At 72.9% G+C, this 16298-nt stretch carries 17 protein-coding genes and 1 tRNA gene; 7 read left to right on the top strand and 11 right to left on the bottom strand.

Annotation, left to right across the window (positions count from 1 at the left end; translation table 11 throughout):
- The first annotated feature begins 31 nt into the window (after positions 1–31).
- Complete coding sequence (locus tag PV682_RS11815) at positions 32–388, top strand: MmcQ/YjbR family DNA-binding protein (protein ID WP_319727370.1); 357 nt, start codon at positions 32–34, stop codon at positions 386–388.
- Between the two features lies 1 nt (position 389).
- On the opposite strand, the gene PV682_RS11820 is transcribed toward PV682_RS11815, so the two are convergent.
- Together PV682_RS11820 and PV682_RS11825 are read right to left on the bottom strand one after the other, a co-directional pair.
- Positions 390–1307: a transketolase family protein gene (locus PV682_RS11820; RefSeq protein WP_319727379.1), complete on the bottom strand. Its 918-nt coding sequence runs from the start codon at positions 1305–1307 to the stop codon at positions 390–392.
- A 45-nt stretch (positions 1308–1352) separates the two neighbouring features.
- A complete protein-coding gene (locus PV682_RS11825) occupies positions 1353–2078 on the bottom strand; it encodes a transketolase (protein ID WP_319727389.1) in 726 nt (241 codons plus the stop codon).
- Positions 2079–2215: 137 nt separating this feature from the next.
- Between PV682_RS11825 and PV682_RS11830 the strand changes: the two genes are divergently transcribed.
- Positions 2216–2289: transfer RNA gene (locus PV682_RS11830), tRNA-Pro, on the top strand.
- An 81-nt stretch (positions 2290–2370) separates the two neighbouring features.
- Here PV682_RS11830 and PV682_RS11835 read toward each other — a convergent pair.
- On the bottom strand, positions 2371–3186 hold the full coding sequence (locus tag PV682_RS11835; RefSeq protein WP_319727393.1) for an SAM-dependent methyltransferase: 816 nt from the start codon (positions 3184–3186) through the stop codon (positions 2371–2373).
- A 222-nt stretch (positions 3187–3408) separates the two neighbouring features.
- Here PV682_RS11835 and PV682_RS11840 point away from each other — a divergent pair, with 222 nt between their 5' ends.
- Together PV682_RS11840 and PV682_RS11845 are read left to right on the top strand one after the other, a co-directional pair.
- A complete protein-coding gene (locus PV682_RS11840) occupies positions 3409–5211 on the top strand; it encodes an ABC transporter ATP-binding protein (RefSeq protein WP_319727394.1) in 1803 nt (600 codons plus the stop codon).
- 162 nt (positions 5212–5373) lie between these two features.
- On the top strand, positions 5374–5802 hold the full coding sequence (locus PV682_RS11845) for an RNA polymerase sigma factor (RefSeq protein WP_319728920.1): 429 nt from the start codon (positions 5374–5376) through the stop codon (positions 5800–5802).
- A 260-nt stretch (positions 5803–6062) separates the two neighbouring features.
- Here PV682_RS11845 and PV682_RS11850 read toward each other — a convergent pair whose 3' ends face one another.
- The 4 genes from PV682_RS11850 to PV682_RS11865 are packed head-to-tail and all read right to left on the bottom strand — an operon-like array spanning position 6063 to position 9530.
- Positions 6063–6458: a (2Fe-2S) ferredoxin domain-containing protein gene (locus PV682_RS11850; RefSeq protein WP_319727396.1), complete on the bottom strand. Its 396-nt coding sequence runs from the start codon at positions 6456–6458 to the stop codon at positions 6063–6065.
- A complete protein-coding gene (locus tag PV682_RS11855) occupies positions 6458–6997 on the bottom strand; it encodes an NUDIX hydrolase family protein (RefSeq protein WP_107103903.1) in 540 nt (179 codons plus the stop codon). Before PV682_RS11855 ends, PV682_RS11850 begins: the two co-directional genes overlap by 1 nt.
- Before the next feature lie 15 nt (positions 6998–7012).
- Positions 7013–8125: an amidohydrolase family protein gene (locus PV682_RS11860; RefSeq protein ID WP_319727401.1), complete on the bottom strand. Its 1113-nt coding sequence runs from the start codon at positions 8123–8125 to the stop codon at positions 7013–7015.
- Position 8126: 1 nt separating this feature from the next.
- Complete coding sequence (locus PV682_RS11865) at positions 8127–9530, bottom strand: glutamine synthetase family protein (protein WP_319727403.1); 1404 nt, start codon at positions 9528–9530, stop codon at positions 8127–8129.
- Positions 9531–9725: 195 nt separating this feature from the next.
- Between PV682_RS11865 and PV682_RS11870 the strand changes: the two genes are divergently transcribed.
- Positions 9726–10592 (top strand): Cof-type HAD-IIB family hydrolase, encoded by an 867-nt coding sequence (locus PV682_RS11870; protein ID WP_319727405.1) that lies wholly within the window; start codon positions 9726–9728, stop codon positions 10590–10592.
- Here the strand turns inward: PV682_RS11870 and PV682_RS11875 are convergent.
- From PV682_RS11875 to PV682_RS11885, 3 genes are all read right to left on the bottom strand, one after another.
- Entirely contained in the window at positions 10589–11305 is a 717-nt protein-coding gene (locus tag PV682_RS11875; protein ID WP_319727408.1) for a response regulator transcription factor, read from the bottom strand. The genes PV682_RS11870 and PV682_RS11875 overlap by 4 nt on opposite strands.
- 172 nt (positions 11306–11477) lie before the next feature.
- Entirely contained in the window at positions 11478–12161 is a 684-nt protein-coding gene (locus tag PV682_RS11880; RefSeq protein WP_319727410.1) for an ABC transporter ATP-binding protein, read from the bottom strand.
- 53 nt (positions 12162–12214) lie between these two features.
- A complete protein-coding gene (locus tag PV682_RS11885; protein ID WP_319727412.1) occupies positions 12215–12586 on the bottom strand; it encodes a DUF4333 domain-containing protein in 372 nt (123 codons plus the stop codon).
- A 198-nt stretch (positions 12587–12784) separates the two neighbouring features.
- Between PV682_RS11885 and PV682_RS11890 the strand changes: the two genes are divergently transcribed.
- Both PV682_RS11890 and PV682_RS11895 read left to right on the top strand, forming a co-directional pair.
- The gene (locus PV682_RS11890; protein ID WP_319727414.1) at positions 12785–14002 is read left to right on the top strand and encodes a sensor histidine kinase; all 1218 of its coding nucleotides are present in this window, start codon (positions 12785–12787) and stop codon (positions 14000–14002) included.
- A gap of 161 nt (positions 14003–14163) precedes the next feature.
- The gene (locus tag PV682_RS11895) at positions 14164–15405 is read left to right on the top strand and encodes an amidohydrolase (protein WP_319727417.1); all 1242 of its coding nucleotides are present in this window, start codon (positions 14164–14166) and stop codon (positions 15403–15405) included.
- Here the strand turns inward: PV682_RS11895 and PV682_RS11900 are convergent.
- Positions 15374–16282, bottom strand: a complete 909-nt coding sequence (locus PV682_RS11900) for an alpha/beta hydrolase (protein ID WP_319727419.1) — start codon at positions 16280–16282, stop codon at positions 15374–15376. The two genes, PV682_RS11895 and PV682_RS11900, sit on opposite strands and share 32 nt — an antisense overlap.
- Between the last annotated feature and the right edge of the window lie 16 nt (positions 16283–16298).

The raw sequence follows: 16298 nt of genomic DNA on the forward strand, positions 1-16298 counted from the left end.
ACTGTCAGTGGTGGCCGGTACGGTGCGGAGCATGCCGGACGCCGAAGATGTACGCCGAATCGCCCTGTCGCTGCCCGACACCACGGAGAAGGTCGCCTGGTCCATGCCGACCTTTCGGGTCGCCGGGAAGATGTTCGCCACGCTCCCCGAGGACGAGACGTCCATCGCGGTGCGCTGCCCCAAGGAGGAGCGCGACGAACTCGTTCTCGCCGAGCCCGGGAAGTTCTGGATCGCCGATCATGAGGCCCAGTTCGCGTGGGTGCGGGCCCGGCTCGCGGCGGTGGAGGACGAGGAGGAGCTGAGGGCGATCCTCGCGGACTCGTGGAGACAGGCCGCGCCGACGCGGTTGCTGGAGGCGTATCCGGGGCTGGGGGTGGCCGGGGTGTAGGTCAGGCGGTCGCCGTCCCGCGTTCCCCCAGGAAGCCGCCGATCCGCTTCCGCAGGGACTCCGCGTCCAGTCCGTGAGCCGCCGTGTGCTCCTCGACCGTGCCGTACCTGCGCAGTTCACGGCGGCCGACCCCCAGGCCGAGGACCCGGTGCGGGCGGTCGGCCAGCGCGTCGTTCGCGGCGGGCGTCGAGGTCCCCGCGAGGTACGGCTCGACCAGGACGACGTCCGTGCCCGCCGCGTCGGTCGCCCGGCGCAGGGCCGCCGCGTCGAAGGGGCGGACCGTCGTGCCGTACAGGACCGTCACGTCCAGGTCCTCCGTCGCCGCGAGCACCGCGTCCAGCGTCGGCCCGACGGCGAGGACCACGCCGCGCCGGCCCTCCCGTACGGTCAGGAAGCCGTGTCCGTCGACCGGCCGGGCCTCGTCGTTGGACAGCTCCGACAGGCGGACGTACACCTTGTCGTCCCCGGCGGCCACCGCGTGCCGCAGCAGCGTCTCCGCCTCGTCGGGGTGGCCGGGGACGTGGACGGTCCAGCCGTCCAGCGTGTCCAGCAGGGCGACGTCGCCGGGCGACATGTGCGTGAAACCGCCCGCGGGCCAGTCGTACGACGCCGCCGCGCTGACCAGCACCGCGCCCACGTCCTGGTGCCCCAGGTCCAGCTTGACCTGCTCGAAGGGGCGCTCCACGAGGAAGCTGGCGAAGGTGTGCATGACCGGCCGCATACCGGTGAGCGCCAGGCCGGCGCCCGCGCCGATCAGCAGCTGTTCCCTGATGCCGACGTCGATGACGCGCTCGGGGTGGCGGCGGCTCGCCTCGGCGAAACTGTCGGAGCCGATGACGGCGAGGACGACGGCCAGGCGGGCGTCTTCGTCGAGGAGGCGGGTGAGGGTGGGGGCGAGGCGGTCGCGCATGGTGTCCATGGGGGCTCCTTCGGAGTGCGGGTGCTGCTGTCTTCTTGCGGGGCTTCAGCCCCGTCGGACCTGGGCCGGGTTCTTCGGCTCCACCTGGGCGATCACCGCGTGCGGTCGCCCGGCGTGCGGTGCCGTGAACGCCTCGTACAGAGCCGTGTGGTCGCGCCCGTCGACCGTGGCCGTCGACCACCCCGCCGCCTCGAACCGCGCGGCGATCCCGCCGGGCCGGGCGTGGCCGGCGGAGGCGTTGTCGATGACGACCGCGTGCAGGCGGTCGAGGCCGGTCGGGCCGGCGTACGCGATGGCCTCGTGGTTGCTGCCCTCGTCGAGTTCGGCGTCGCCGATCAGGACCCAGACGGCGGGGCCGGGCCGGTGCTGGGCGCGCAGGCCCAGGGCCGTACCGACGGCCAGCGGCAGACCGTGGCCGAGCGAGCCGCTGCCGATCTCCGCGCCGGGGACGAGGACGCGGTCGGGGTGGTGGCCGAGGGGCGAGTCGTACGACCCGAAGCCGTCCAGCCACTCCACCGGCAGGAACCCCTTCGCGGCGAGGACCGCGTAGTACGCCATCGGCCCGTGCCCCTTGGACAGCAGGAACCGGTCCCGCTCCGGATCCTCGGCCCGCTCGGGCGTCACCTTCAGCACCCGGTCGTACAGCACCCACAGCACGTCCAGCGTCGACGTCGCCGCTGGTCCGTGCTTCTCCGCGCCGGTCATCCGCTCCATGAGCCCGGCCAGTTCGTCGTACCCGTACGTGCGACGCGTTCCCTCTGTGATCGTCATGCCACCGATCGTGCAACCTCAACCAAAGTTGAGGTCAACTCAGCCCCGCCGCGAAAAGCGATGCGCGACCAGCGATCCGAGTGCGGTATATTTTCCCTGCGCGTTCAACCAGGGGAAACCCCAGGTCAAACGGGCAACGGGACGTGGCGCAGCTTGGTAGCGCACTTGACTGGGGGTCAAGGGGTCGCAGGTTCAAATCCTGTCGTCCCGACTGTGGAAGTCGGAGAACAGAGGCCGTGTCGGAGAGATCTGACACGGCCTTCGACGTGTGTGCGGGAAGGGCGGTGGGAGATCACCCCTTCCGGGCCACGGCTCCCAGCTGGGGTACGACCGCGGGCTCCTCGCCCGGCTCCGGGTGCCAGCGGGAGCAGGAGACGAGGCCGGGCTCCAGGAGGGTGAGGCTGTCGAAGTACCGGGCGACCTCCTCGCTGCCGCGGGCGGTGACCGGGGGTTTCGCGTTGGCGTTCCAGAAGTCCATGGCCTGGAGCTGGAGGTCGCCGCCGAGGCCGGGGTCCGTGGTGGGGTGGGTCAGGACGAGGAAGCTGCCGGGGGGCAGCGCTTCCACGAGCCGGGCCGCGATAGCTCGCGCCTCGCCGTCGTCGAGGACGAAGTTGAGGATGCCGAGCAGCATCAGGGCGGTGGGCTCGGTGAAGTCGAGGGTGTCTCCGGCGATGCGCAGGATGGCGTCCGGGTCGTGCACATCGGCGTCGATGTAGTCGGTGGCACCCTCCGGGGCGCTGGTCAGCAGGGTGCGGGCGTGCGCGAGCACGATGGGGTCGTTGTCGACGTACACGATCCGTGACGCGGGCGCGATCCGCTGGGCGATCTCGTGGGTGTTCTCCAGCGCCGGCAGGCCGGTGCCGATGTCCAGGAACTGGCGGATGCCGTGCTCCCGCGCCAGTCGGCGCACGGCGCGGCCGAGGAACTCCCGGTCGGCGCGCGCGATGTCGCGGATGACGGGGATCATGCCGGCGACGTGCTCGCCCACCTGCCGGTCGACCTCGTAGTTGTCCTTGCCGCCCTGCCAGTAGTTCCACACGCGAGCGTTGTGTGCCGTGCGGGTGTCGACTCGCTGAGCCGCTGTGTCGGCGCTCTGCTTCTCGCTCACGTCTTCCTCTCCTCACGCGCCCAAGGGCCGCCCGGAAGCGGGCACTTGGGGCGCGGTCGCGCTCCGGGACGTCGGTGGGCGTCATTCTGCCGTACACCACCGCCGAAAAACGCTTGGACGCCGCCCCCGCCCGCGCGGGAGACTTCCCGTTCCTCCTCCGATTTGTCCCGCTTACGCGCGCCGTTTTTCGCGTGCCCGGGACCTGAGCGACACAGGGACGGGATGGATACGGCTGAATCACGCAAGGGCGCGGTGCTGCTCGCCCTTCGGTACTACGGACGGGAGTTGGGACGGCTGAAATGGCTGGCGCTGCCGGCGTTGCTGCTGCCCGCGCTGGGGAACGCGGGCATCAACTACGTGGCGCCGCTGGTGGTGGCGAAACTGGTGGGGCGGATCGCGGACGACGGGGAAGTGGTCGTCTCGACCGCGCTGCCGTACGTCGTCGGGTTCGCGCTCGTGATGCTGACGGCCGAGGCGCTGTGGCGGGTCGGCATCCACTGTCTGAACCGGGTCGACGCGCTCGGCGTCGAGAACCTGTACGTCGTCGGCATGGACGAACTCTTCGCGAAGGACGCCGCGTTCTTCCACGACAACTTCGCGGGGTCCCTGACCAAACGGGTGCTGAGCTTCGCCGGGCGGTTCGAGGAGTTCGCGGACACACTGGCGTTCCAGGTCGCGGGGAGCCTGCTGCCGCTGGCGTTCGGGTCGGTGGTGCTGTGGAGCTACGAACCCTGGCTCGTCGTCTGCCTGTTGACGATGATCGCGGTGACGGCCGTAGGGGTGACGCCGCTGATCCGGCGCCGGCAGCGGCTCGTCGCCCAGCGTGAGGAGGCCATCGCCCGGGTGTCCGGGCACGTCGCCGACAGCCTCACGAACATGGACACCGTGCGCGCCTTCGCCGCCGAGGAGCGCGAGGCCGCCGAACACCGGGTGCGGGTCGCGGAGTCGAAGCGGCTGATGCTGAGGTCGTGGGACTACGGGAACCTGCGCATCGACACGTTCGTCGCGCCGATGTCCGTCCTCACCAACGCGCTGGGGCTGTTGCTCGCGGTCACGCTGGCCGGGGGCGGGCACAGTGTGGAGGGCGTCATCGTGGCGTTCACGTACTTCATGAACGCCACGCGCATCATGTTCGAGTTCAACCAGATCTACCGGCGCATGGAGAGCTCCATGACCGAGGCGGCGCAGTTCACCGAGCTGTTGCTCACCTCGCCGACCGTCGTCGACTCTCCCACACCGGAAGCGCTGGCGCCGCGTTCCGCCGACGTCCGCTTCGAGCAGGTCACCTTCGCGCACGGCGGGGGCGACCCCCTCTTCGAGAAGCTCGACCTGGACGTGCCGAGCGGTACGAAGATCGGGCTGGTCGGCAGGTCCGGCGGCGGCAAGACGACGCTCACCCGGCTGCTGCTGCGGATGACCGACATCGACGGCGGGCGCATCCTCGTCGGCGGCCAGGACATCAGCCGGCTGCGCCAGGCCGACCTGCGCAGCCTCATCGCGTACGTCCCGCAGGAACCCGCCATGTTCCACCGCAGCCTGCGCGACAACATCGCCTTCGCCCGGCCCGACGCCACCGAAGCGGACATCCGGCGCGCCGCCGAGGCCGCCCACGTCACGGAGTTCGCCGACGCGCTCCCCGAGGGCTTCGACACGATGGTCGGCGAACGGGGCGTCAAGCTCTCCGGCGGCCAGCGCCAGCGCGTCGCCCTCGCCCGGGCGATCCTGCGCGACGCGCCGATCCTGCTGCTCGACGAGGCGACGAGCGCCCTGGACTCCGAGAGCGAGCTCCTGGTGCAGGACGCGCTGTGGCGGTTGATGGAGGGCCGTACGACGCTGGTCGTCGCCCACCGGCTCAGCACCGTCGCCGGGATGGACCGGCTCGTCGTCCTCGACCGGGGGCGGATCATCGAGCAGGGGAGCCATGGGGAACTGCTGGCGGCGGAGGGGGCGTACGCGAAGCTGTGGCAGCACCAGTCGGGCGGGTTCCTCGACGATACGCAGGAGCCGACGGGGGTGAGGACGTGAGGTGAGGGGAACGGGGGGCGGTACGGCCGTGGGGACGCCGGGTGGACCTGCCGGTACGGCGCTGCCGCTGCCGGCGGTCTCGGCGGACGCCCGTGCCCGGCAGCCGGCTGCGGACACCCTGTGGGTTCTCCGGCACCGGCCCCGCTGCCAGGTTGAGGCGCCCTGAATCCCGGCGAGCACACCAAGCGCCGTCCGCCGCCCAGGGCCGGGCCGCAGGCCGCCGACGGCGTCGTACAGGACACGTTCCTGCGCGCGCTGACCTCGCTGCACCGCTTCGAGAGCCGGTCCTCGGTGAGGTCGTGGCTGCCGGCTATCGCCCGGCACGCGGTTGCCGACAGCCGCCGGCGCCGCGCCGCCGAGGCCCCGCCCCGCGAGACGGCCGAGGCGGGCGGGGGGTTCGAGGAGGGCGTCGCGCTCGCGGAACTCCTGGGGCTGCTCCCGGCGGAGCGGCGCGAGGCGTTCGTCCTGACGCGGCTCGGGGGCTGGTCGTACGAGGAGGTCGCGGCGCGGGCGGAGGTTGCGGTGGGGACGGTCCGGTCGAGGGTGTCGCGGGCGCGGATGACGTCGCTGGAGCAGGGGGTAGGGGGATGACGGGACGCCTGCGCGAAGGCGCCCCCGCCCGGCGAGAAGCGACCGTGTCCAGCGCGGGGCGATTGCGGAGCCCGATGCGCCCGGCGGCGACGCGACCACCCGACCCGGCCCGCACCGCCTCCTCACCCCCGCCCCGAGCTCCGGCCGCCCCGCACCGTCGCCCCTGCGTCCGGCTCCCTCGCCCCCGCTCCAAGCCCTGCTCCCGCACCGTCGCCCCCTGCGTCCGGCTCCTGCCCGCCCTCGCCCCAAGCCCCGCTCCCTCACCGCCGATTGCGCGCCCTGTTCCCCCTCGGTGCCTTCACGAACTGCATCTCCAGGGTCATCGGCGGCTCGGCCACCCCCGGTCCCCCTGCCTGGGCCCACGCGATGACCTCCTCCGTCGCGTCGTCGTCCGTGGCGAAGCCGATCCACACGGCCCGCGCCCCGGCGAGGCGCGCGGCGCTGGAGGGCTGGACGACGAGGACGTTCGCCTGGTCGCAGGGCCCGAGGCAGTCGGTCGTCCGGACGGTGAACGTACCGCCGGACGCGGCGGCCGAGGCGCGGAGCCGGTCGAGCTGCCAGGCGTGGTCGAAGCCGGGGTGTTTGCGGCGGTCGCCGCAGCAGCAGCCCCTGCACACCACGACCGTGCAGGGGGCGCCGCGCTGGGAGGGGAACATCAGGACGCGGAGAGGCCGACGTGCGCGAGGGCCTGGCGCAGCAGGAACCCGTGCCCGCCGGGCATCTCGCTCTGCACGGCCGGCGACGCCGCCTCCTGCGGCTCGAACCAGACGAGGTCGAGCGCGTCCTGACGCGGCTGGCAGTCACCCGTCACCGGAACGATGTACGCCAGCGACACCGCGTGTTGACGCGGGTCGTGGTAGGGGGTGACGCCCTGCGTCGGGAAGTACTCGGCCACCGTGAACGGCTGGAGCGCGGCCGGCAGCCGGGGCAGCGCGACCGGCCCGAGGTCCTTCTCCAGGTTGCGCAGCAGGGCGTCACGGACGCGCTCGTGGTGCAGGACCCGGCCCGAGACCAGGGTCCGGCTGACATCGCCGTCCGGTCCGATGCGCAGGAGCAGGCCGATGCTGGTGATCTCGCCCCGGTCGTCCACGCGGACGGGCACGGCCTCGACGTACAGGATCGGCATCCGGGCGCGGGCCAGTTCAAGCTCGTCCTGGCTCAGCCAACCGGGCGTGGTCTCGGTCATGTCAGACATTGCTTGATCATACTTTCAGAACCGGTCGGACAACCGGTAGACCCGGCTGGCGTTCTCCGCACCCGCCCATCTCGCGAGACGTACCGCGTCGTGCGGACTCAGCTCGCCCGCGTCCACCCGGTCCTGGAGCAGCTCCCCGAGACCCCGCCGGAACGCCAGCGCGCCGAGCGCGTAGAACTCGGCCACACCGTACGCGTCCGAGCTGTACAGCAGTTTGCCGAACGGCGTCATCTCCAGCGCCTCCGCCAGCACGGCCCGCGCCCGCACCGGCCCCACCTGGTGCAGCGTGAGCCCCACATCCAGGTACACCTGAGGAAACACCGAGGTCAGATAGCTCGCCTGCCGCTGAAACGGCCAGCAGTGCAGCAACAGCACCGGCACATCACCCGGCACCGCACGCAGCCAGTCGGTCAGCAGACTCGGGTCCACGTGATGCAGCCGGATGTCCCTGTCCCCGAACCCGGTGTGCAGCTGGAGCGGCAGTCCCAGGTCGACGGCCGTCCACAGCAGGTGGCGGACGAGTACGGGGTCGTCGAGGCGGCCCGCGTGCCCGAGCCACCCCCGGGCGGCCCGTTCGATCTCCTGCGCGGCCGGGCGTGTCGGCGCGAGGGCGAACCCGGTGCGGTAGGCGGCCACCGACTTGACGCCGACGACTCCCGGAGCGCGCACGGCGTCGTGCACGGCCCGCGTGAACTCCTCGGCGTAGGCGCTCGGTTCGACTCCCCGCGCCTTCAACTCCTCGGCGATCGGCTCCAGCCGGACCACCTCGTACGCGGTCGCCCGCGCGGCGCCGGCGAGTTCGGCGGGGGTGGTGAGGGGGAGCGGGGTGTGGCCGGTGTCGACGAGGTAGGCGCCGGTGCGGGAGGCGTGCAGGAACCGCCGGTTGACCTCCTCGGCGCCCAACTCGGCACGCCGGTCCAGGTATTCGTCCGGCGGCGCGTGCGGCGGGAGGTCCAGGACGGGGGCGCAGTGGCGGCGTACCGCGATGCCCGTCGGGGTGTCGAAAGGGGTGATGCCGCCCTCGGTGAGCAGGGACTCGAAGGCCGGGCGGGTGAGGTCGTGGGCGGCCACGCCGTGGCAGTGGTGGTCCACCAGCTCCAGTTCGGCGAGCGCCTCGTGGACCCGCATGTCAGTAGGCCCAGCGGTAGGCGGCGGCGACCTGCTCGTCGTCCAGGGCCCGCACGGCGTCGAGTTCGCCCTCGCGGACCGCGATCACGGCGTCCGCGAGGACCGGGCCGAGGGCCGCGCGCACGACCTTGTCCTCCCGGAACTCGGCGACGGCCTCGGCGAGCGAGGCGGGCAGCCGGCGGACTCTCTTCTCGTGGGCCTCGGCCGGAGTCAGCGTGGCGGGGTTGCCCGTCGTCTCTGCCGGGAGGCTCCTCTGTGCCGCGAGGCCGTCGAGTCCGGCGGCGATCAGGCCGGTCAGCGCCGCGTACGGGTTCGCCGCGAGGTCGATCGGCTTGACCTCCAGGTTGGCCTGCTCGGCGCGGTGGCCCCTCGTGCCGGGGACCAGACGGACGGCCGTCTCCCGCGTCTCCAGGCCCCACGCGGTGAACACCCCCGCCCACTGGGACGGCTTGAGCCGGAGATAGCTCGCCGGACTGGGCGCGGTGAGCGCCATCAGCGCGGGCAGGTGCGCGAGGACACCGGCCGCGAACGACTCCGCCTCCGGGGTCAGGCCGTGCCTGCGGTCGCCGCCCGTGTGCAGGTTGCGGCCCTCCCGCCACGCCGAGAGGTGGACGTGGCCGCCGTTGCCGACGCCCGTCGCCGCCACCGCCGGGGCGAACGAGATGCGCAGACCGTGCCGCCCCGCGACCGCGCGGATCGTCTGCCGGGTCAGTACGCAGCGGTCGGCCGCCGCGACCGGGTCCGCCGCGCCCACCGAGATCTCGAACTGGCCCGCCGCGTACTCCGGATGGACCTGGTCCACGTCCAGCTCCTGCGCCGCGCACGCCGCCAGCAGGTCCGCGAGGAACGCGCCCAGCTCCACCTGGCGCGTCGCCCCGTACGCCGGAGCCGTCGTCACCGGCACGAACTCGCCGGGGGCCGCCGTGTCCAGGCCCAGCATCCACTCGACCTCGAACGCCGCGCGGAAGGCGACGCCGTGGTCGAGGGCCGCGCGCTCGGTGATCCGGCGCAGGGCCGTGCGGGAGCAGCCCGGGTGCGGTTCGCCGTCCTGCGTGATCCGGTCGACCGGCGCCCACGCCCAGCCCGGCTGCGCGGCCAGCACCGTCAGCAGATCCAGGTCCGGGTAGAGGCGCAGGTCGCCGTCCGGGGAGCCGAGGACGTCCGTCGTGACGACGTGGTCGTTCGCGAGGAACGTGTCGAACACCGGCGACATGCCCACCCCCCAGGCAGCGGCGGCGGGGAGTTTCGCCGTGGGGACCGACTTCACGCGGTGCACGCCGGCCGTGTCCACGTACGCGAGGACGATGCCGTGCACGTTCCTGGCGGCCAGCGTCTCGGCCAGGGACACGGCCCGCTCGACATCCCCCGGCCTGCCGCCGGGGATCGGGTCGGTGAGGGTGGTCATAGGGGGCGCTCCTCGGGCAAGTCGGGCTTTTGGGCCAGGGTTTCACGTCCGGGGGTGCGGGGTGGGGTGGTTGGGGGCGCGTCGGGGCGCGTCGGGGTGGGGAGCCGGAGGGAACCCGCCGGTGAGACGGGGCCGGGGCCTTTCGGGTGCCCCGGTAGTCTGACAATCGGACCGTCTCCGTACAGAAAGCAGGACATGCCCACCTCCGCCGCGCCCCACCTCGCCCCGACCGGGCCGTCCGCCCCCGCCGCCGACATCCGGCTGATCGTCACCGACATGGACGGCACGCTGCTCGACGACGACAAACGGCCACCGCGGGGCCTCGGCGACATGCTGGACCTGCTCCGCGAGCGCGGCATCCTCTTCATCCCGGCCAGCGGACGCCAGTACGCCACCCTGGAGCGCGACTTCACCGGCCTCGCCGACGGCATGGTCTTCATCGCCGAGAACGGCACCTACGTCGTGCGCGACGGCCGCGAACTCAGCTCCGACCCGCTGGACCCCGCCGTCGCCGCCGAGGTTGTCCACACCGTACGGCGGCTCGCCGCGGCCGGCGTCGACGTGGGCGTCGTCGTCTGCGGCAAGCGCTCCGCGTACGTCGAGCAGACCGACGGCCCGTTCCTCGCCGAGGTGCGCCGCTACTACCTCCGCAACGAGATCGTGGAGGACGTCACCGCCGTCGACGACGACATCATCAAGGTCGCCCTCTACTCCTTCGGCTCCGCCGAGCGGACCGTCGCCCCCGCGCTCGCCGCCTTCGCCGAGGACCACCAGGTCGTCGTCTCCGGCGAACACTGGGTCGACATCATGAACCGCACCGCCAACAAGGGCGCCGCCCTGCGCCGCCTCCAGGGGGAACTCGGCATCACCCCGGCCCAGACCATGGTCTTCGGCGACTACCTCAACGACCTGGAGATGCTCGACGCCGCCGAGTGGTCCTTCGCCATGACCGGCGCCCACCCCGAGGTGATACGCCGGGCCCGCCACCTCGCCCCATCCAACAACGACAACGGCGTCCTGCGCACCATCGCCCGCGTCCTGGACCTCGGCCCCGCCCGCTAGACCGGGTTCACCTGCCCGTGCTGCCAGGCCCACGCGGCGATCTCCACCCGGTTCCTCGTCCCCAGCTTCACCTGCGCGCTGGACAGGTGCGTCTTCACCGTGGACAGGGAGACGAACAGCTCGGTCGCGATCTCCGCGTTCGTCCGCCCCAGCGCCACCAGCCGGACGACCTCCAGCTCCCGCTCCGTGAGCGGGTCGGCCAGTGAGGGCGCCGACGCGTCCGGCCGGGCGGCACGGCTCGCCTCCTGCTGCGTCAGGTGCTTCAGCAGCCGGACCGTCACCGACGGCGACACCAGCGAGTCGCCCGCCGCAGCCGCCCGCACCGCCTCCGCGAGCAGCGTCGGCCCCGAGCCCTTCAGCAGGAACCCGCACGCCCCGCCCCGCAGCGCCCCGTACACGTACTCGTCGAGGTCGAACGTCGTCACCACGACGACCCTCAGCGGGTCCTCCACGCCCGGCCCCGCCAGCAGCCGCGTCGCCTCCAGGCCGTCCAGCCTCGGCATCCGGATGTCCAGCAGACACACGTCCGGCCGCAACCGCCGCGCCAGCGCCACCGCCTCCTCCCCGTCCGCCGCCTCCGCGACCACCGTCATGTCCGGCTGCGCGTCCAGGAAGAACCGGAATCCCGTACGCACCATCTCCTGGTCGTCGGCGATCAACACCCTGATCGGGGCGGCGGGGTTCGGCGGCGGGGCCGGGGCGGGGGAGGTCATGGGACAGATCATGCCTCACAGGGAGGTCGGGGGCGGGGGTGGCCCTCGGCGGGGGTCCGAGGGGGACCGGCCGACGGGTTTCGTGGGGCCGGGCGTCGTACCGGCGGTGGCTGTTCACCGGGGAGCCGGTGTCGGGGGCGGCGGGTTCGCGCGGGCCGGTGGTGCCATGTCCTCAGGCCACCGTGTACTGCGTGTGACCGCTGATGCGGCCGTCCCTGACCTGGAGGATGCGGTCGCAGTGGGCGGCGACGTCGGGGTCGTGGGTGACCATGACCAGGGCGGCCCCCTGGGCGCGGGTGACGGACGTCAGGAGGGTGACGACCTCCGAGCTGGTGCGCTGGTCGAGCGCGCCGGTCGGCTCGTCGGCGAAGACGACGTCCGGCTCGATGACGAGGGCGCGGGCGATGGCGACCCGCTGCGCCTGCCCACCGGAGAGGGCACCGGGGCGGCGCGCCTCCAGGCCCTCCAGGCCGAGCGGCGCGAACCAGCGACGGGCCCGCTCCACCGCCTGCTTGCGCGGCACGCCCTCCAGCATCAGCGGCAGCGCCACGTTCTCCTCGGCCGGCAGCTCGGGCAGGAGCTGGCCGAACTGGAACACGAAGCCGAACCGCTTGCGGCGCAGCGCGCTCAGCCGGTTCTCGCCGAGCCGCTCGATGCTCTCGCCGCGCAGCATGACCGTCCCCGAGTCGGGGCGGACGATGCCGGCCAGGGTGTGCAGCAGCGTCGACTTGCCGGAGCCCGACGGGCCCATGATCGCGAGCGAGTCACGCTCCTGGACATGGACGTCCACGCCGTCGAGCGCGACGGTCGAGCCGTACTTCTTCACGAGGCCGAGACCGGCCAGAACGGGAGTCATGAGAGGGAGAGCCTTTCGTCAGGGGGATCGCCAGGAGGTGGGTGAGCCTCTGCTCAGCGCTCGAACTTCCAAGTGACGGAGGACGGCGTCGCCTTGACGACGCTGACCGGTATCTCGACGGTCCGCCCGTCGTTCTTCTCTCCCCTGCACGTGATCGTTGCGCCCGCGACCGCCTTCAGGCCGGTCGGACAGCTCACGCCCCTGAGCTTGGCGCCGACCCACGGCAGCGGGTGGTTCCTGCTCTGGATCCGGCCCTCGACGACGTTCTTGGACAGGGCCGGATAGCCGTTGACCCGCACCGCCGACCGCTCGTCCAGCCCCGTCGTCGACTGCGTGCCCGACAGGAGGTGCGTACCTACCGCGCCCACGGCGACGGCGGCGGTGGCACAGCCCACCAGACCGATCACGAACTTGCTGCGCTGCATGACATGCCTCCGAACCGGGAGCAGGACAGAAGAGGAGAGGAGAGGCGAAGCGACCGTTTCGCTCCGTGCCACCACTCTCGCCGCTCGACCCCGCCCTCCGCCTCGGCCGTCCGGCCAGGTTCTCGGCCCGTTTCCCCCACTCGCCCTCGGCCGTTCGGCCGATACGGGGCGGGGTCCGGCGGCGCTACCGTGATCGCCATGTCATCAGTCACCGGCAGGGCCCGGGGCTGCGCACGGGTCCTGGCCGTCGGGACCCTGCCCGCCGCCGCGGTCCTGGACCTCGTGTACGCCGAGGCCGCAGGCGGGTCGGCCTGGGCGGCGGGCGCCGTCCTCGCCGTGGGCTTCGCCGCCGTGCTGTGGCCCGCGAAGAAGCGGCCCGCCTGGCTCACGGAGCAGGTCCGCACCGCCGTACCCGCCCTGCTCTCCCTGCTCTACACGGGCGTGATGCTGGGCCTGCGGGAGCCGGGGGCGTTCGGGCCGGGCGAGGTTCTCGTCCTGTTCTGCCTCCTCTTCCTGGCCGTGCGGCAGGTGCCGGGGCCGTGGGCCGCCGGGTGCGCCGTCCTGAACGGCCTCGCGCTGTTCGCCCTGCCGGTGCGCTACCTCCAGTCCTTCTCCCTGCACGACGACAGGCTCCTCGCGGCCCTGGTCATCGGCCTGGTGTTCACCGGGCTCGTTTCCGGGATCGCCGGATACCTGCGGTCCCTGGACTACCGCCGCGTCGTCGCCGTGGGGGAGACCCGGCGGGCCGAGCGGCTCGCCATCGCCGCCGACCTCCACGACTTCGTGGCGCATCACGTGACCGGCATCCTCGTCCAGACCCAGGTCGCCCGCATGATGTCCGACGCCCCGCAGCACGAGATCGACGGCGTCCTCGCCGGCATCGAGCGCGCCGCGACCGAGGCGCTCGCCTCGATGCGGCGCACGGTCGGCGTCCTGCGGGACGTCGGGCCCGAGGCCGTCGAACGCCGCCCCGTCGGCGACCTCGACGGCATCCGCGAACTCGTCGACCGCTTCCCCGGACCCGGACAGCGCGCGATCCTCCACCGCGACCCCGAACTCCCCTCCGGCCTCCCCCACGAGATCCAGGCCGCCGCCTACCGCGTCGTCCAGGAGTCCCTCACCAACATCCGCCGCCACGCCGCCGACGCCACCAACATCCTCGTCACCCTCTTCCCCCACGCCGACCGCCTCGTCGTGATCGTCCAGGACGACGGCCACGGCACCGCCCGCCTCCCCGCCGAGGCCCACGGCGGCGGCTTCGGCCTCGTCGGCCTCAAGGAACGCGTCACAGCCCTCGACGGCGAACTGACCGCGGGGCCACGACAGGGGCAGGGCTGGGAGGTACGGGCCGAACTCCCGACGGGGGTCAAGCCCCGGGCGAGGAGCGGGGGCGCGGGGGAGAGGGAACCGCGGTGAGGCGGACCGGGGCTGTCGCGGGACGGCCGAGGCCCGCGGTTCCTCCGCTTCCTCCGCTTCCTCGCGACAAGCGCCGACGTCGCTCTCCGCGTCGGCTTCATGTCTTCCCTACCACCCGCGATGTACCGTCCACCCACACCCCACCCAAGGAGGAAAACCCCATGTCAGCCCCCCACACCCGCGAACTCACCACAGCCCTGGAGGTCGGTGGACTGGAGGAGTTCTACCGGGATCTCCACCGGCACCCCGAACTCGCCTTCGCGGAGCACCGTACGGCGGCCAAGCTCGCCGGGCGTCTCAAGGGGGCCGGGTACGAGGTGACGGAAGGGGTCGGAGGGACCGGTGTGGTCGGTGTGCTGCGCAACGGCGACGGACCGGTCGTGTGGCTGCGGGCCGACATGGACGCGCTGCCGGTGCGGGAGGCGACGGGGCTGCCGTACGCCTCGACGGTCGACGGGGTGATGCACGCCTGCGGCCATGACCTGCACGTCACCTGGCTCGTGGCGGCTGCCGAGGTGCTGGCCGCCGGGCGGGACGGCTGGGCCGGGACGGTCGTCGTGATCGGACAGCCCGGAGAGGAGGCCGGGAGCGGCGCGGCGGCGATGGTCGCGGACGGGCTGCACGAGCGGTTCCCCCGGCCGGACGCCGTGTTCGGGCAGCACGCCGCGCCCGGACCGGTGGGGTTCTACCCGCACACCCCCGGCCTGACCATGTCCGCCTCGGACGACATCGACGTCGTCGTGCACGGCGTCGGCGGACACGGCTCGCGCCCCGAGTCGACCGTCGACCCCGTGGTGATCGGCTCGTACATCGTCACCCGGCTCCAGACGGTCGTCGCCCGGGAGATCGCGGCGAGCGAGTCGGCCGTCCTGACCGTGGGCGCGTTCCAGGCGGGGGCCACGCACAACATCATCCCCGCCGAGGCCCGGCTCGCCCTCAACCTCCGTACGCAGAACCGGCGTACCCGGGACAAGGCGCTGGAGGCGATCCGGCGGATCGTCAACGGCGAGTGCGGCGCGGCCGGTTGTCCGCGGGCGCCCGAGGTGGAGGTCGTCTCCAGCTATCCCGTGACCGTCAACGACGCCGCCCTCGACCAGCGCGTCGCCGAGGCGCACCGGCAACTCTTCGGCGAGCACACCGTGTTCGACTTCGGGCCCGTCATGGGCAGCGAGGACTTCTCCGAACTCGCCCCCGAAGGCGTCCCGTACGACTACTGGTACGTCACCACCACCCCTGCGGACGCCTGGGCGGCGGCGGAGGGCGAGGAGCTGAGGGAGAAGTTCGCCAACGTGCCGGGAAACCACAGCCCGTTGTTCGCGCCCGACCTGTCGGCACTGGTGCCGGGCACGCAGACCCTCGTCTCGGCGGCGCTCACCGTACTGCTGCGTCCAGGAACCGAGTGAGGTCCCCGAACACCTCCGCGCGGTTCGTCTCCGCGAACACCTCGTGCCGGGCACCCGGATAGACGTGCGAGGTCAGCGAGCCGCCCTCGGTGAGCCGCGCCACGCCGGGGCGGCTCCCGGCGAGGGGGACGAGGCGGTCGTCCTCGCCGTGCAGCCACAGCACCGGCAGCCCGCCCAGGCCGCCGCCCGAAGCGACGGTCCCCAGCGTCGTGCGGAACGCCTCCAGCGTCGCCCGCTTCATCGCCCCGTGCCACACCAGGGGGTCCGCCGTGTACGCCGCCCCGACCGCCGGGTCACGCGAGAGCGCGGCGGGGCTGATCGGGACGTCCGGGATCTCGTCGTACGCCAGGAGCCGGCCCGGCAGCGCCCAGTCCCCGATGACCGGACCGGACAGGACCAGCGCGGCGAGCCGGCCGCCGGAAAGCCGATCACCTGAACCCCGGTCACCCGGACTCCGGTCACCCGGACTCCGAGCACCCGGACGCCGTTCACCCGGGCTCCCGCCGTCCGCCTCCCGCCCCGCCGACCGCTGAGCCAGCCGCGCGGCGATCAAGCCCCCCATCGAGTGGCCCACGACGACCAGCGGCACCCCCGGCCACGACTCCCGCGCCACCGACACCACCGCCTCGACGTCCGTGACCACGTCCTCGAAGTCCCCGACCAGCACCCGCTCCCCGTCCGACAGCCCGTGCCCGGCGTGATCCGGGCCCAGCACAGCCGCGCCGTGCCCCCGCAACACCCCCGCGAGCTCCTCGTACCGGCCGAGATGCTCCCCGTAGCCGTGGACCAGCACCGCGACGTACCGGGGCCGGGGCACCGCCCACTCGTGCACCGCGATCCGGCCCCGCACGCCGGTCAGGTAACGGACATCGCCCACGCCGCCTCCAGAGATC

This window comes from Streptomyces niveiscabiei (assembly GCF_033794345.1).
In the GTDB taxonomy this organism is placed as follows: Bacteria; Actinomycetota; Actinomycetes; order Streptomycetales; family Streptomycetaceae; genus Streptomyces; species Streptomyces niveiscabiei.

Excerpts from the sequence above, each read along its gene's own strand:
- PV682_RS11825 (WP_319727389.1), bottom strand. The coding sequence starts at position 2,078 with ATGACGATCACAGAGGGAACGCGTCGCACGTACGGGTACGACGAACTG.
- PV682_RS11850 (WP_319727396.1), bottom strand. The coding sequence starts at position 6,458 with ATGTTCCCCTCCCAGCGCGGCGCCCCCTGCACGGTCGTGGTGTGCAGG.
- PV682_RS11880 (WP_319727410.1), bottom strand. The coding sequence starts at position 12,161 with ATGACTCCCGTTCTGGCCGGTCTCGGCCTCGTGAAGAAGTACGGCTCG.
- PV682_RS11870 (WP_319727405.1), top strand. The coding sequence starts at position 9,726 with ATGCCCACCTCCGCCGCGCCCCACCTCGCCCCGACCGGGCCGTCCGCC.
- PV682_RS11840 (WP_319727394.1), top strand. The coding sequence starts at position 3,409 with ATGGATACGGCTGAATCACGCAAGGGCGCGGTGCTGCTCGCCCTTCGG.
- PV682_RS11875 (WP_319727408.1), bottom strand. The coding sequence starts at position 11,305 with ATGACCTCCCCCGCCCCGGCCCCGCCGCCGAACCCCGCCGCCCCGATC.
- PV682_RS11885 (WP_319727412.1), bottom strand. The coding sequence starts at position 12,586 with ATGCAGCGCAGCAAGTTCGTGATCGGTCTGGTGGGCTGTGCCACCGCC.
- PV682_RS11815 (WP_319727370.1), top strand. The coding sequence starts at position 32 with ATGCCGGACGCCGAAGATGTACGCCGAATCGCCCTGTCGCTGCCCGAC.
- PV682_RS11820 (WP_319727379.1), bottom strand. The coding sequence starts at position 1,307 with ATGGACACCATGCGCGACCGCCTCGCCCCCACCCTCACCCGCCTCCTC.
- PV682_RS11865 (WP_319727403.1), bottom strand. The coding sequence starts at position 9,530 with ATGACCACCCTCACCGACCCGATCCCCGGCGGCAGGCCGGGGGATGTC.
- PV682_RS11860 (WP_319727401.1), bottom strand. The coding sequence starts at position 8,125 with ATGCGGGTCCACGAGGCGCTCGCCGAACTGGAGCTGGTGGACCACCAC.
- PV682_RS11890 (WP_319727414.1), top strand. The coding sequence starts at position 12,785 with ATGTCATCAGTCACCGGCAGGGCCCGGGGCTGCGCACGGGTCCTGGCC.
- PV682_RS11895 (WP_319727417.1), top strand. The coding sequence starts at position 14,164 with ATGTCAGCCCCCCACACCCGCGAACTCACCACAGCCCTGGAGGTCGGT.
- PV682_RS11855 (WP_107103903.1), bottom strand. The coding sequence starts at position 6,997 with ATGTCTGACATGACCGAGACCACGCCCGGTTGGCTGAGCCAGGACGAG.